The sequence below is a fragment of the Frankia sp. Cppng1_Ct_nod genome (assembly GCF_920656135.1).
In the GTDB taxonomy this organism is placed as follows: domain Bacteria; phylum Actinomycetota; class Actinomycetes; order Frankiales; family Frankiaceae; genus Protofrankia; species Protofrankia meridionalis.
Window position 1 is genome coordinate 1 of sequence record NZ_CAKKTK010000105.1, and the last position, 13,225, is coordinate 13,225.

The window sequence follows — 13,225 nt, forward strand, 5'->3', positions numbered from 1 at the left end:
GGTGTCGTGGTCCTCCCAGGGAATTGGCTGTTCAATGACCTGGCCAAGACGACGCCCGCGACGGACGGCCCAAGGGGCCTCGCCGCTCAGCCCTGGCACTCGAAGCTTGTGAGTGCCAGCTCCTGTTTAGCACTCGAGGTGGGTGAGTGCAAGCTCGCGTGCGATTGTGGCGTGCCGCCGCGGGGCCGCGAGCGGGCTTCGGTCGGCCGCTGTCATCCGGCCGGTGAACCACGAGTGAACCCCCGGGGCCGACGACCGGGAACCACTCCAGTTCCTTCGGTCCGAGTCGACCCGACCGCCCTGGCTGGCGTCCTGAGGACGTGGAACCCAGCGGTGTGACGAGGCGGCTGGAACTGAACGACTGATCGCCTCGCCGCAGACCCGATTTCTGAACCCCCCGACGATGCCCCCGACCGGGGGACCGGCGGGGGCATCGTCACGCGCGGGCGCTGTAGGTTCCCTCGTTGATCTAGTAATCGATCTTGCGTGACCTGCGGTTTTCCAGCGCCGATGGCCACGACATCCCCCATTCGTGTTCTGCCTGCATGGCCGACCGGTTATCGTGCCGACACGAGTACGACACAACATGCGGGCGGGGTAACAGCAGGCCGTAACAGGCAGCCGTACGTGACCAGTTACGGGTAGGCCGAGGACGTCCCGTTCACGCTCGGCCAGGTCTTCACGTTATGGGACCAGCCTCTGAACGTTATGGGACCAGGCTCTGACGCGTACGCAGGTCGGACCGGTCACCATCACGAACGGGGCGACCCTTCGGGTCTTCCGCGACGGCGTCGAAGTATCCGGCGAGCCGGCGGCGCTGGAGCTCACCCAACACACGGAGATCGTGGTGTGGGCCGGAGCGGCCACCGAGACGCCCAAGGTGGCGAGCACCTACGCGTTCCCTTCCGGTACCTGACCGCGTAACGCTGGTTCAGGATGCTCTGGGCGACGCGGACCGTGACACCGTCGAAGGTCCGCCCGCCGTGTAGGTCCGGGTCAAGACGCCCCTTCAGGGTGCCGTTGACCGACCCCTCTCTGTCAGACTCGTGTGAGACATCAGACTGACTGGGCCTACGGCCACGGTGTCGGTACCAACCGTCAGTGGGTGGCATACGTGACCGGTGACAGAAGGGCCGATGTCGCCACTTTCGATGCGGCAAATGGGGACTGGTGGGTCTCGGTGTCGTCCGGGTCCGGTCTCTGGCCGCCGCGGCGGTGGATCTCGGGACACGGGGCCGGTTCCTGACGCGCTGAGACAGACGCTTTGTCGTCCGAGTGGCGCGGGGGGCGTACTCGGACGACTGGCGTCGTTCTGGAAACGTCGTGATGGGCGGGTCGGCTTCTCAGTCGCCGGGGCCGAAGGCGGCGCGATCATGTTTGTGCGCCGCCGGAGGTTCTTCAGTCGCCGAGGCCGGCGGCTTCGAAGGCGGTCAGGGACGGGCGGATCGTCGCGGTCGGCTGGGCCGTCGACACCATCGGGTCGAGGGTCTTCAGCCCATCCCCGGTGTTGAAGATGACGGTTTCCGCATCCGGGTCGAGTAGTCCTTCGCGCAGTAGCCGGCGCAGGCACGAGACGGTTACCCCGCCCGCGGTCTCGCCGAAGATCCCCTCGGTCCGGGCGAGCAGGCGGATGCCCTCGACGATCTCGGGATCGGTGGCGTCGACGATCGCGCCGCCGGTGCGTCGTGCCACGTCGAGCGCGTACGGGCCGTCGGCGGGGTTGCCGATCGACAGCGACTTGGCGATGGTCGACGGCTTCACCGGCGCGACAGTGTCCACCCCGCGGGCGAACGCCGCCGCGACCGGGTTGCAGCCGGCGGCCTGTGCGCCGAAGACCCGGTACGGAGTCGGTTCCACCAGGTCCAGGCGGCCGAGTTCACCGAAGGCCTTGTCAATCTTGGTCAGCAGTGACCCGGAGGCGATCGGCACCACGACCTGCTCCGGTAGGCGCCAGCCGAGCTGTTCGGCGACCTCGTAACCGAGCGTCTTGGAACCTTCGGCGTAGAACGGCCGGACGTTGACGTTGACGAAGGCCCACTCGTACTCGCCGGACAGCTCGCTGCACAGGCGGTTCACATCGTCGTAGGTGCCGTCGATCGCGACCAGTGTGCCGTTGTAGACGGCGGTCGAAACGGTCTTGCCGTCCTCAAGATCGTTTGGGATCAGCACCACCGAACGCAGACCGGCGGATGCGGCGTGCGCCGCCACGGACTGGGCGAGATTGCCGGTGGACGCGCACGCCACGGTTGTGTAGCCGTGCTCGCGCGCGGCGGACAGCGCCACCGACACGACCCGGTCCTTGAAGGAGTGGGTGGGGTTGGCGCTGTCGTCCTTGACCCACAGGGTCCGCATCCCGAGTTCCGCGGCGAGCCGGGGAGCCGGGCGCAGTGGCGTCCAGCCCGCTCCGAGCGATACCCGGTGGGCGGAGTCGTGGCCCGCGGGAAGAAGCCCGACGTAACGCCACAGGTTGGCGGGGCCCGCTTCGATGGAAGCCCGGGTAACCTGGCGTAGCAGGGACTCGTCGTAGGCAATCTCCAACGGGGCGAAACACTCGATACAGACGTGCGTCGGCGAGAGCGGATATGTGGCACCGCAGTGACGACATGACAGGGAAACCGCGGGATTGACCGAGTCCAAGCTGATCGTTGCGGGGCGCTCGGGAGCGACTGTCATGTGTGAAACTCCTCATCTTTCCCGAGAGCCGGATGCGTCTCAGGACGGAATTAGCACCTGCCGTGCACGGATGCCGGTGGTTGCCGGGGCTTCACTGGGCCGGTCCCTCTGCCCCTCTGGATGAGCCGGATGTAGTTGTCAGTCCGTACTGTAGTCCGCGTGCGGCGTGATGTGCACCGTTGGTTCGAGCGTCGAACGTATGACGGGCGTGACTTCTCGCCCGTGGAACTCCTCGGCCGCAAGGCGGGTTCGATCAGTGTGGTGCTGCCCGCGCTGAACGAGGCCGCCACCGTGGGGGAGATCGTTTCCGCGGTCCGTCAGGAGCTTGTCGAGGCTGTCCCGCTGGTCGACGAGATCGTCGTGATCGATCCCGGGTCGGTCGACGCCACCGCGTCCACGGCGACGGCCGCAGGTGCCGACGTGATCGCGGAGGAGCGGGTCCTAGCCGGTTACGGCCGGATCGCAGGTAAGGGCGAAGCCCTGTGGAAGTCTCTGCACGCGGCGTCCGGGGACATCGTGGTATTCGTGGACGCAGACCTGGAGGATTTCGACGCAAGCCTGGTCACAGGGTTACTCGGCCCCCTGCTGACCGACGACGAGGTGTCCTACGTCAAGGCCTCCTATGACCGGCCGCTGGCGCGGGGCATGCTGCCCGGCGGTGGTGGTCGGGTCACCGAACTCGTTGCACGGCCTCTGCTCAACCTGTACTGGCCGCAGCTCGCCGGGCTGGTGCAGCCGCTCGCCGGAGAGTTCGCGGGCCGGCGGTCCCTGCTCGAGCGGGTGCCGTTCGTCTCCGGCTACGGCGTCGAGTTCGCCCTTCTCGTCGACGTGCTCGCGCTTGCGGGGGCGGATGCGCTCGCGCAGGTCGAGGTCGGGCGTAAGATCCACCGTCACCAGTCCGACGAGGCCCTCGGGCGGATGGCCGCGGAGATCATTCAGGTGGCGTGGACGCGACTGGGCATCCATGACGCGACTCCGGGTGAGACGCTGACCCAGTTCCGGCGTTACGACGGCGGCTTTGAACCGCATACCTACCGGGTGGATGTGCGGGAGCGTCCCCCGATGATCACTATTCCGGAGTATGCCGCACGCCACGGCCGTGACCAGGGCGGCCATGATCATGGCGATCGTGACCAGGGTAACCATGACCAGGAAGATCCGTCGGGCCACGAGCAGGAGGACATCGCTGATGAGCATCCGGATCGTCTACACCGATCTTGATGGGACCATGGTGGGGCCGTACGGGTGCTTTTTCCGAAGCGAGGATCACGCCATCACCCTGGACCCGGCTCGCGCTCTCATCGAGCTGCATGCGGCCGGCGTCGCGTTGGTGCTGGTCAGCGGACGGACCCGTCCGCAGCTCCTCGAGGCCGCCGCGATCTTCGGCGCGGACGGTTTCATCGCCGAACTCGGCGCCATCGTCGGCTGGGACCACGGGCGCAGCAGCCAGATCCTGCGGGGCTCCATGCCCGCCGAGCTCGACCAGGTACCCGAGGCGCTGCTCGCGGACCTGGTTGCACGGCATCCGGGACGTCTTGAGGTGCACCGGCCCTGGCACCGCGGACGCGAGGTCGACATCATGCTGCTGGGCAACATCGATGTCGCCGAGGTGGACAGGTGGCTCGTCGCGGAGGGTTTCAACTGGTTGACCATCCGCGACAACGGCATCATCTCGCGGGCCAGCATGCCGGATCTTGACGATGTTCCACACGTCTACCATCTCGTTCCCGACGGCGTCAGCAAGGGGAACGCGGTGGCCTTCGATCTGGCTCGTCGGGGGCTGCGTCCCGACGAGGCGATCGCGATCGGTGATTCCGCCAGTGATCTGGTCATGGCCGGGCATGTCGGTCGGATGCACCTGGTCGCGAACGCGGTGCGGCATGCCGATCTGCTCGGGATGCTGCCCGACTACGACAACGTCGTCGTGGAGAACGCCACGCTCGGGACAGGATGGGCGAGCGCGGTGCGCTCGGCGCTGCCGACCGTGCGGTCCGCCGCCGTCTGACCCGCATCCTCTGACCCGCACCGTGTGACGATCAACAAGGCAGGTTCTAGTCTCCGTCTGTGCGTCATGTCCAGGGGAGCGACAACCTTGTCCGTTCTGTGGCCGCAGGGACGGCCCGTGTGCTTGTCGCGTCCAATCGTGGGCCGGTCGCCTTCACCGCGGACGATGACGGGCCGCTGACGGTGCGCCGCGGTGGTGGCGGGCTGGTCAGCGGTCTGCACGTGGTCGCGGGGGAGGCCACGGGTGGTACCGCCGATGGTGTCACCACCCGTGGCGGGCTGGTCTGGGTGTGTGCGGCGCTGAGCGAAGCCGACCGGCGCGCCACCCGGTCGACGCCGGACGGCCGCCTTGACCTGGCCGGTCACGATACCGGCGGCGCGGCCGTCTGCATGCTCGACGTGGACCGGGTCGTGTTCGAACGGGCGTACAACGCGGTTGCCAACCGTACGCTGTGGTTCATCCTGCACCTTCTCTACGCGCCGGCGTCGCAGCCGTCCTTCGGCCCCGCGTTCCAGCGGGATTGGCAGGCCTACGAGAGCTACAACGCGATGTTCGCCGATGCACTGGCACGGGAGGCCGCACCCGGCGCCGCCGTGCTGATCCAGGACTACCATCTGACGCTCGCACCCGCCCAGCTCCGGGCGCTGCGTCCGGACCTGCGGATCGCCCACTTCAGCCACACACCGTGGGCGCCGCCGGAGTACTTCCGGATGCTGCCCGACGATGTCGCCCGCGCGGTCATGGAAGGCATGCTCGGGGCGGACAGGCTCGGTTTTCTCACCTCCAGGTGGGCGGAGGCGTTCCTGCGATGCGCGCAGGCGACGCTCGGAGCGGACATCGACGTCCACGTGGACGAGACCACGGGCCAGTCGCGGGTCGCATACGGTGGCCGCACCGTGCAGCTCGGCGTCCACTCGCTCGGGGTCGACGGCGGCTCGTTGGTGGACCGTGCGGCCAGGCCTGATGTCGCTGCTCGCGAAGCCGAGTTGCGGGACCTGATCGGTGACCGGCGGGTGATCGTACGAGTGGACCGGACGGAGCTGTCGAAGAACATCGTCCGCGGCCTGGAAGCGTACCGGGAGTTGCTTCGCGAGTATCCACAGTGGCTGGGTCGGGTGGTGCACATCGTCTGCGCTTATCCGTCACGTCACGACCTTCCCGAGTACCGCGAGTACACGGCCGCGGTGCAACGCATCGTGGAGGAGATCGAGGACGAGTTCGCGACCGCCTCCTGGTTGCCGCTACGGCTTGAAGTCAACGACGACTACCCGCGGTCACTGGCCGCGCTGTCGCTCGCTGAGGTCCTGGTCGTGAATCCGATCAGGGACGGGATGAACCTGGTCGCGAAGGAAGGCATGGTGCTGTCACGACCCGGAGCCGCCCTGGTGCTGTCCCGCGAAGCCGGAGCGTGCGCGGAGATGTCCGACGACGCGCTGGTGGTGAACCCGTTCGATGTGAGCGCGACCGCCCACGCGTTGCATGCCGCGCTGGTGATGGCGACCGATGAGCGTCGTGGCCGATGTGCGCGGCTTGCCACCGTTGCCACCCGGCTTCCCCCACGGCAGTGGTTCCGTGAGCAGCTCGACGCCCTCCTCGGGTCCCGGCGGCCCGACCTCCCGGCCGGTAGATCAGGACCAGGGGATCGGGACCGGTAGATCGGGACCGGTAGATCAGGATCAGGAGATGCGGTCCGCTAGCAGCCGGAGCAGGGCTACCACGCCGTCCGGGCCCGGGACGACGAGATCCGCCCGTTCCCGCAGCCCGGCCGGGACCTCCTGGCTGTCGCTGCACACCGTCACACCCGGCACCCCGGACGCCCGCAACTCGTCGACCGTGTCGAAGGCGGGCAGGTCGCCGAGGTCGTCGCCGGCGAACAGCACCGAGCGGGCATCCAGTTCCGCGACATGGTCACGCAGTGTCCGGCCCTTGTCATGGCCGGGCGGGCGCAGTTCCAGGACCCGTTTGCCTGGCGCCGCCTCCAGTCCGTTGTCCTTGGCGAGACTTGTCAACGCGGGGGTGAGCGAGGCCAGCGAGGCGTCCGGGTCCGAGGTACGGCGGACGTGTATGACGAGCGCGTGCCCCTTGTCCTCGACCACGGTCCCGGCGGGTGCGTCGTCGAGCAGCCTCGGCAGCGCGGCTCGGACCACCGCGACCCCGGGTAGCGGTTCCGGGCTGATGATCTTCCCGGTGGACGCGTCCCAGCGTTGCAGTCCGTACTGGCCGAGGATGACCAGCGAGCCGAGGCCCGGCTCGTCGGTGAACCGAGCGAGGCCGAGCAGGGCCTCCACCGGACGCCCGGTGATGATAGTGACGGATCGGACCCGTTCGGCGATCCGGGCCAGGGCAGCCAGGGCGCCTGGCGTGGGAACGGCATCGGACGGGCGGGTGACGATCGGTGCGAGCGTGCCGTCGTAGTCCATCGCGACGAGGGCACGCCGCGGATCGGTGAGCAGCGCGGCGAGCCCCGCGCCGCCGGCCAGCGTCCGGGGTGCTGTGGCGACCGGGCCGGAACCGGATGTCGAAGTCATGAGGTCAGCCGTCACTGGGTGATGGTGGTCGGAAAGTCCTTGGTGATGACAAGGATGAGCGGGTCGCCCGAGACGATCTTAGTGTCATTTTTCGGGGTAGCCTGCTTGACGTCGGGAATCAGATCCTGCAGGGTTTGGGCCGCCTCCTTGTGCTCGGGATCGTAGAACACGGTAGGTACGGGGACGTTGTACGCCGAGTTGTAGTTGCCGACCCGGGTCACCGTGAAGCCGGCAGCCTCCAGGCGTGACCGGGCCGCCTCGGCCAGCCCCTTCTCCTGAGAGTTGTTCAGGATCACGATGGGAGCAAAGACTCGGCGTTGCGTTGGTACGGCACTGTTCGGCCCGACTGGTGCCACATCAGGTGGCCGAGATGTGATCTTAGGTGACGGTGAGCTGTCTGTTGTCGGATGGACCGACGGCTTCACGGTGATCGAGGAGGTTGCACCGCCACCGGCCGGCAACACACCTGCCGGCCGTGGGTGCGCCGATGTGGTGTCGGCCGCGGTCGGTTGCAGCTTGTCCGACGAAGGGCTGTTGAACAGGTCGACAACCAGGATCAGGCCGAACAGTGCGCATATGGCGATGAAACCGGCAAGGAGGGCATGCAGCCGACTACCTCGGCGCGGCCGGGACGGTCGTGGGGGGCTGGGCGATACGACAGGGACGTCGGTCATGGCAGGCGCTCAGATCTCGGCGGGGTTGGGTCGGCCCACGCCACCGGTGCGTGCCCGTCGGCGCGTCGCCCGCAATCTGCGTAGCCGTCTGACCAGCATGGGGTCGACAACGAGGGCGGCGGGAGAGTCGATGAGTGCGTTCAGGATCTGGTAGTACCGGGTCGCGGACAGGCCGAACTCGGCGCGGATCGCAGTCTCCTTGGCGCCCGCGTATCGCCACCAGTGCCGTTCGAACTCCAGGATCCGACACTGTCGCTCACTAAGAGTGGACGCCTGGTCGCTATGGGTGGGATCGGGCCCCGGCCGGGGCGGGTATCCGGTTGTCGGAGGATCGATGGTCGTGCGCGCCTGGGCGGGATGCGGCGGCGCGCGGAAGGTCGGATGTTCCGCTGGCAGGACGTGGGCGGTTTCCACGGCGATGACCTCCTCCGGGCGGGTCGGGAACTCCGCGAATCACAGGCGTGTGCTTCGCCGTCCACTATTTCAGAGGATGGGTCCGACAACTTCGGCCAAGCCGGTCGACACGCTGGATCCGTCCCGGGCGGCGTGGTCCGTTCACACCACGGCCTCGAGGAGATCACTTTTTGCCGGTCGGGACCCGGCCCTCGGACTGCTCGGACTGCTCGGACTGCTCGGACTGCTCGTCCGGCCCCCGTACGACTCGTATGGTCATCGGATGAGCCGTCGTTTTGCCCGCACCACCGAGGACTTCGCCTGCCTGCGCTGCGGGACATCGGTTCGCGGCGACGGCTACACCAACCACTGCCCGTGCTGCCTGTGGTCCCGGCATGTGGACGTCAACCCGGGCGATCGGGTGGCCGACTGCCGAGGTCTGATGCGCCCGATCGCCGTGGAGGTACGCACGCAGGGCGCCGTCCTGACCCACCGCTGCGAAAGTTGCGGTCACGAGCGGCGGAACCGGACGTCCCCCGCGGACGACATCGAGACTGTCATGAGGGTGTCGGCGGAGGGCGGTGGCCAGGGCGGTGGCCGGTCCGGTGCCGCCGCTCCGCCTCGGGTCCTCAGGGGTAGAGGCCCCTCGTCCGATGGGCCTCGGCGACCCGGTCGACCCCGATGATGTGGGCCGCGGTGCGCAGGCTGACGCCTTGTTCGGCGGCCAGCGTCGACACCTCCCCGTATGCGCGTTGCATGATTGCGCACAGCCGGTCGTTGACCTCGTCCTCGGTCCAGAAGTAGGCCTGGATGTCCTGGACCCACTCGAAGTAGGAGACGGCCACACCGCCGCCGTTGGCGAGGATGTCCGGGATAACCATGATCCCGTTGCCTTCCAGAATCGGGTCGGCGTCCGCGGAGACCGGGCCGTTCGCACCCTCGACTATTATCCGTGCCCGGACACGGTCGGCGTTGTGGGCGGTGATGACCCCTTCCATGGCGGCGGGCACGAGGACGTCGACGTCGAGTTCGAGCAGCTCGGCATTGGTGATCGTGTCGGTGCCGGGGTAGCCGACGACGCTGTCGGCGCCGCGCCGGATGTGGTTGATTAGTGCGGCCGGATTGAGCCCCTGGGGGTTGTGGACGCCCCCTTTGACGTCGGAGACCGCGACGACCCGGCAGCCGGCGTCGTGCAGGTACTGGGCGGCGAGCGCGCCGACCTTGCCGAATCCCTGGACGGCGACGGTGACGTCGTAGGGGTCGAGGCCGCGTTCGGCCAACGCCGCGAACGTGGCGAGCTGGACGCCGCGGCTGGTTGCTCCGGCCCTGCCTGCCGAGCCGCCGACGGACAACGGCTTACCGGTGACGACCCCGGTCGCGGTGTAGCCGGTGTGCGTCGAGTAGGTGTCCATGATCCATGCCATGGTCTGCTCGTCAGTGCCGACGTCCGGGGCGGGAATGTCCTTTTCCGGTCCGATGAGCGGGACGAGTTCGGCCGCGTAGCGGCGGGTCATCCGCTCCCGCTCCGAATGGGAGAGCAGCCGTGGGTCGACCGCTATCCCCCCCTTGGCGCCGCCGTAGGGGATGCCCATCAGCGCGCATTTCCACGTCATCCACATGGCCAGTGCCCTGACTTCGTCAAGGTCGGTGGACGGGTGGTAACGGATGCCGCCCTTGGCCGGGCCGCGGGCCAGGTTGTGCTGCACCCGGTAACCGGAGAGGACCAGTAGTTGCCCGTCGTCGCGGACCAGCGGGACGCTCACCGTGATCGAGCGGCGCGGGGTACGGAGCAGATCATGCAGGCCGTCGTTGATGCCGAGATGGCGGACGGCGTTCTCGAGCTGGATACGTGCCGTGTCCCACGCCGATGGAGACCCGAGCATTCAGACACCTCCTTGTGTCGTGCGCGGTCGCCATTTCTCAACCCCCGCGGTGACTCATGGTGATTGTCACTTTGATCGGCAGGGCGATCGACGCAGTGGTCGCGGGCTGCGGACCCCCTGACGTGCATCGCATCAGGTTACGTAGGGTACTCGCCGGCCTGGTGGTGTGCCGCTGCGAGGCCAGCTGGAAAAGCCCCTGTCGCCGCACGCCCGTGAGTTTACCGGGGTGGCTGTGGAACTCGAACAAGCCCTGGGGAGCATAGGATTTCGGTATATGACCATGCGGTGGCGCCAAGGTGTCGGGGCTGGCGTTACCGGTCGGGTCGGGCCGTTCCGGGTTACTCCACTCCGAGATTGATGACTACTTTCTGTTATTATTTGGCATTCCTATGGTGGGTAGGGAGGTTCCCGTTGATCGTTCTACCCATCAAAAGAATACGACGGAAAGTAATTCGATGAGATGGATTGGGTTAGCTTGATCGGTGCTGGATCCGGATCCGGATCCGGTGCTGGATCCGGATCCGGTGAACCGAACCGAACCGAAACGGTCCGTCCGGGTGGGCGGGCGGGCGTGACCGGTTGGCGGCCGATACTGTCCTGGAACGTGCGGATGACTGAATTCCGCGCCGGCAGGGCGGCACCGCGACGCACCGGCAGGCGTCCACGGAACATGCTTGCGGACGTCTGTGCCCGGTGGGCGGACCGCGCGCACCAGCGGCTACGGCCCTGGAACGAGCCGTGGACGACCCGGCGGATCCGGGTGTTCTGGGTGGTCACCCGGATGCTCCTGATCATAGGCGCGGTCACCGCGAAGCTCCTCGGAGCACAGCACGGAGTACTCGGTGACGTACGCCTTTACGATCACTGGGGTCATGGCCTGGTCCACGGCAACGGTCTTCCCGCCGGCGACGACCGTTGGCAGTACCCCCCGGCCGCGGCGATCGTGCTGGCGGTCCCGTCGCTGGTCCAGATGGTGACCCGGCTGCCGTACGAGGTCGGCTTCCTCTTGATGATCATCGTGTTGGATGCCGTGGTCACCGGCGTTCTGGCCCGGCGGTCGGTATCGGCGGCCCGCTTCTGGCTCGTCGGGACCTGCGCGCTCGGACCGGTGTCGATGGCGCGTTTCGACCTGGTGCCGGCGGCACTCACCGTCGCGGGATTTGCAGAACTGACCCGCGGGCGGTGGGGGCGGACGGGCCTGGCGGTCGGTGCCGGCACCCTGGTGAAGGTGTGGCCGGTGCTGTTCGTGGCGGCGCTCGCAGGACCGGGCTCGACCGGAGGCCATCCCGGACTGCCGGCAGGCCGCGCCATGCGTCCGGCTCTGGCAAGGTTTGCGGGCGGGCTGGTCGCGGCGGTCGCGCTGGTCGCGGGTGTGCTGTTCGGCGCCGGCTGGTGGCGGGACGCCTTCGGCTTCGTGGGTGCGCAGAAGGCCCGCGGCCTGCAGTTGGAGGCCGTTCCCGCGACCCCGTTCGTACTCGCGCACATGGTGGGCCTGCACGACGGACCTGTCTATGCCTGGGGATCATTGCAGTTCGGCTCCGCTGCCGCGAGGAGGGTGGCGGGAGTCTGTTCGCTGGTCGAGGCGGCGGTCATGGTGGGCGCCACCGCATGGTGGTGGCTGCGTCGCTCGCCGCGGACGGCCACTGACCCGGCGGACCGCATGCTCGCGCTGCTCCTGCTGATAATCGTGACAAGCCGGGTACTCAGCCCCCAGTACCTGGTGTGGGTGCTGGCGGTCGCGGCCTGCCGCCCGGGTTGGTCCGGTGCCGACGGCACCACTGATCCCGCCGGTGTCGCCGGCCGCCGCGCGCTGGACCGCCGGATCACCATCGGACTGCTGGTGATCTGCCTGATCTCGTTCGTGGTGTACCCGATCCGCTACGAAGACGTCGTGCAGGGACGGGTTGTCGCGAGCCTGCTCCTCGTCCTGCGTAACGCCGTGCTGGTCGTCATCTGCTGGTATGCCGTCCGCGTCGCCTGGCGACCGCCGCAGCCACCGTTGCCGCGCCCAGAGCCATTCCGGCGGCTACCGCCGAGTACGCAACCGGATCAGCCTGCCTCAGCAGCCGCCATGTCGGAGCAAGCGAAGCCAGCGAGGTCACGCACAGCGCCACCGAGGTGATGGTCACCGCTCGGCGTGGCGCGGGGGAGCCGCTCGCGGTGCTCATGAAGCCGGCGCTCATGAAGCCGGTGCTCATGAAGCCGGCGTTCATGACCGCGAGTGCCGGGATGGCCGGCGCCAGGTACCAGGGATAGAGGACAGGACTACCCAGGGCAATCGCCATCCCGCCGACTCCGAGGAGTACGACGTCGTCCGGGACGGGTTCGCCGGGCGCGGATGGTGGCGGATCGGGCGGGTTGCGCCAGGCCCGCAGAAACAGCGCGGCGATGACGGCTGTGGCGACGGCCAGCGACAGTGCCCGGCAGGCGGTGAGTACGCCGTCGGTATGCCCGCCGACACCCGCCGGCCGCAGCAGCACCGTGAACAGGTGGGCGAGCAGCGAGGCGGGGGCGATACCCGTCCGCAACTGCCCGGAAGTCGACAGCGCCCCGATCCAGGTCGGGCCGAAGCCGGCCGCGACCATGCTCAGAGCGACCGTTGCCGCGGCCACCGCAAGATCGAGGAGCACGCCGGTGAGGGCGAGGGTAACCGCCGTGCGCCTGCCTGTCGGATCATGGTGGCCGGCGGTCATCCGATCACGCAGGTGCAGGAGGAGCAGGACGGCGAGGCCCAGGAACGCGGTCGCCTTGATCGTCCCGGCGAGGCAGGTGAGGGCGATCGCCCCTGCCTGCCACATCCCCGCCCGCGGTCTTCCCGTGTGCGGTGTTCCCGCACGCCGATCCACCACGAGCGCGGTTACGAGCAGCGCCGCGGCCAGCGCGTCCAGATGCGCCCCGCCGACCAGGTGGATGACCGTGACCGGGTTGCAGGCAAGCAGCGTGAGCACCAGCGCGGTCCGCTGCCGGTGGGCCGACCCGCCGTCCCGCCCGGGCAGTAGACGCAGTGTGAGCAGGAGGAGTGCCACGACCGAGGCCACGGCGACGAGGCGCAGCACGAGTACGGCGCCG

Annotated in this window: 10 protein-coding genes, 1 pseudogene and 1 riboswitch; of the genes and pseudogenes, 5 read left to right on the plus strand and 6 right to left on the minus strand. The window is 68.2% G+C overall.

The genetic code is table 11. The annotated features are described in order from the left end of the window. Positions 1 to 1,398 precede the first annotated feature (1,398 nt). Complete coding sequence (thrC, locus tag NBW77_RS20370; RefSeq protein ID WP_250280163.1) at positions 1,399 to 2,673, minus strand: threonine synthase; 1,275 nt, start codon at positions 2,671 to 2,673, stop codon at positions 1,399 to 1,401. 9 nt (positions 2,674 to 2,682) lie between these two features. Beyond that, positions 2,683 to 2,800, minus strand: a riboswitch (SAM riboswitch). Between the two features lie 32 nt (positions 2,801 to 2,832). On the opposite strand from thrC, the gene NBW77_RS20375 reads away from it, so the two are divergent. The 3 genes from NBW77_RS20375 (at position 2,833) to NBW77_RS20385 (ending at position 6,333) form a co-directional block, all read left to right on the plus strand. Then, on the plus strand, positions 2,833 to 3,894 hold the full coding sequence (locus NBW77_RS20375) for a glucosyl-3-phosphoglycerate synthase (RefSeq protein ID WP_131749326.1): 1,062 nt from the start codon (positions 2,833 to 2,835) through the stop codon (positions 3,892 to 3,894). Next, the gene (locus tag NBW77_RS20380) at positions 3,863 to 4,678 is read left to right on the plus strand and encodes an HAD family hydrolase (protein ID WP_131749324.1); all 816 of its coding nucleotides are present in this window, start codon (positions 3,863 to 3,865) and stop codon (positions 4,676 to 4,678) included. Before NBW77_RS20375 ends, NBW77_RS20380 begins: the two co-directional genes overlap by 32 nt. A 119-nt stretch (positions 4,679 to 4,797) precedes the next feature. After that, positions 4,798 to 6,333, plus strand: a complete 1,536-nt coding sequence (locus tag NBW77_RS20385; RefSeq protein ID WP_250280164.1) for an alpha,alpha-trehalose-phosphate synthase (UDP-forming) — start codon at positions 4,798 to 4,800, stop codon at positions 6,331 to 6,333. A gap of 21 nt (positions 6,334 to 6,354) precedes the next feature. Here the strand turns inward: NBW77_RS20385 and otsB are convergent, their stop codons facing one another. The 3 genes from otsB to NBW77_RS20400 all read right to left on the minus strand — a co-directional run bounded on the left by otsB (position 6,355) and on the right by NBW77_RS20400 (position 8,294). Continuing rightward, entirely contained in the window at positions 6,355 to 7,206 is an 852-nt protein-coding gene (gene otsB, locus NBW77_RS20390) for a trehalose-phosphatase (RefSeq protein ID WP_250280165.1), read from the minus strand. A gap of 11 nt (positions 7,207 to 7,217) precedes the next feature. Further along, positions 7,218 to 7,502 (minus strand): LytR C-terminal domain-containing protein, encoded by a 285-nt coding sequence (locus NBW77_RS20395; RefSeq protein WP_250280166.1) that lies wholly within the window; start codon positions 7,500 to 7,502, stop codon positions 7,218 to 7,220. Between the two features lie 387 nt (positions 7,503 to 7,889). Then, the gene (locus NBW77_RS20400; RefSeq protein ID WP_242606145.1) at positions 7,890 to 8,294 is read right to left on the minus strand and encodes a DUF3263 domain-containing protein; all 405 of its coding nucleotides are present in this window, start codon (positions 8,292 to 8,294) and stop codon (positions 7,890 to 7,892) included. Between the two features lie 262 nt (positions 8,295 to 8,556). On the opposite strand from NBW77_RS20400, the gene NBW77_RS20405 reads away from it, so the two are divergent. Beyond that, positions 8,557 to 8,958, plus strand: a complete 402-nt coding sequence (locus NBW77_RS20405; protein WP_250280168.1) for an RNHCP domain-containing protein — start codon at positions 8,557 to 8,559, stop codon at positions 8,956 to 8,958. Here NBW77_RS20405 and NBW77_RS20410 read toward each other — a convergent pair. Next, positions 8,903 to 10,156, minus strand: a complete 1,254-nt coding sequence (locus tag NBW77_RS20410; protein WP_131749320.1) for a Glu/Leu/Phe/Val family dehydrogenase — start codon at positions 10,154 to 10,156, stop codon at positions 8,903 to 8,905. The genes NBW77_RS20405 and NBW77_RS20410 overlap by 56 nt on opposite strands. Before the next feature lie 610 nt (positions 10,157 to 10,766). Between NBW77_RS20410 and NBW77_RS20415 the strand changes: the two genes are divergently transcribed. Continuing rightward, positions 10,767 to 12,278 (plus strand): glycosyltransferase family 87 protein, encoded by a 1,512-nt coding sequence (locus NBW77_RS20415; protein ID WP_250280167.1) that lies wholly within the window; start codon positions 10,767 to 10,769, stop codon positions 12,276 to 12,278. Between the two features lie 136 nt (positions 12,279 to 12,414). Here NBW77_RS20415 and mptB read toward each other — a convergent pair. Continuing rightward, a pseudogene (mptB, locus tag NBW77_RS20420) lies at positions 12,415 to 13,212 on the minus strand (polyprenol phosphomannose-dependent alpha 1,6 mannosyltransferase MptB); the annotation flags it as partial. Positions 13,213 to 13,225 lie beyond the last annotated feature (13 nt).

Coding starts and splice junctions, on each gene's coding strand:
- thrC (WP_250280163.1), bottom strand. CDS start 2,673: ATGACAGTCGCTCCCGAGCGCCCCGCAACGATCAGCTTGGACTCGGTC.
- NBW77_RS20380 (WP_131749324.1), top strand. CDS start 3,863: ATGAGCATCCGGATCGTCTACACCGATCTTGATGGGACCATGGTGGGG.
- otsB (WP_250280165.1), bottom strand. CDS start 7,206: ATGACTTCGACATCCGGTTCCGGCCCGGTCGCCACAGCACCCCGGACG.
- NBW77_RS20405 (WP_250280168.1), top strand. CDS start 8,557: ATGAGCCGTCGTTTTGCCCGCACCACCGAGGACTTCGCCTGCCTGCGC.
- NBW77_RS20410 (WP_131749320.1), bottom strand. CDS start 10,156: ATGCTCGGGTCTCCATCGGCGTGGGACACGGCACGTATCCAGCTCGAG.
- NBW77_RS20415 (WP_250280167.1), top strand. CDS start 10,767: ATGACTGAATTCCGCGCCGGCAGGGCGGCACCGCGACGCACCGGCAGG.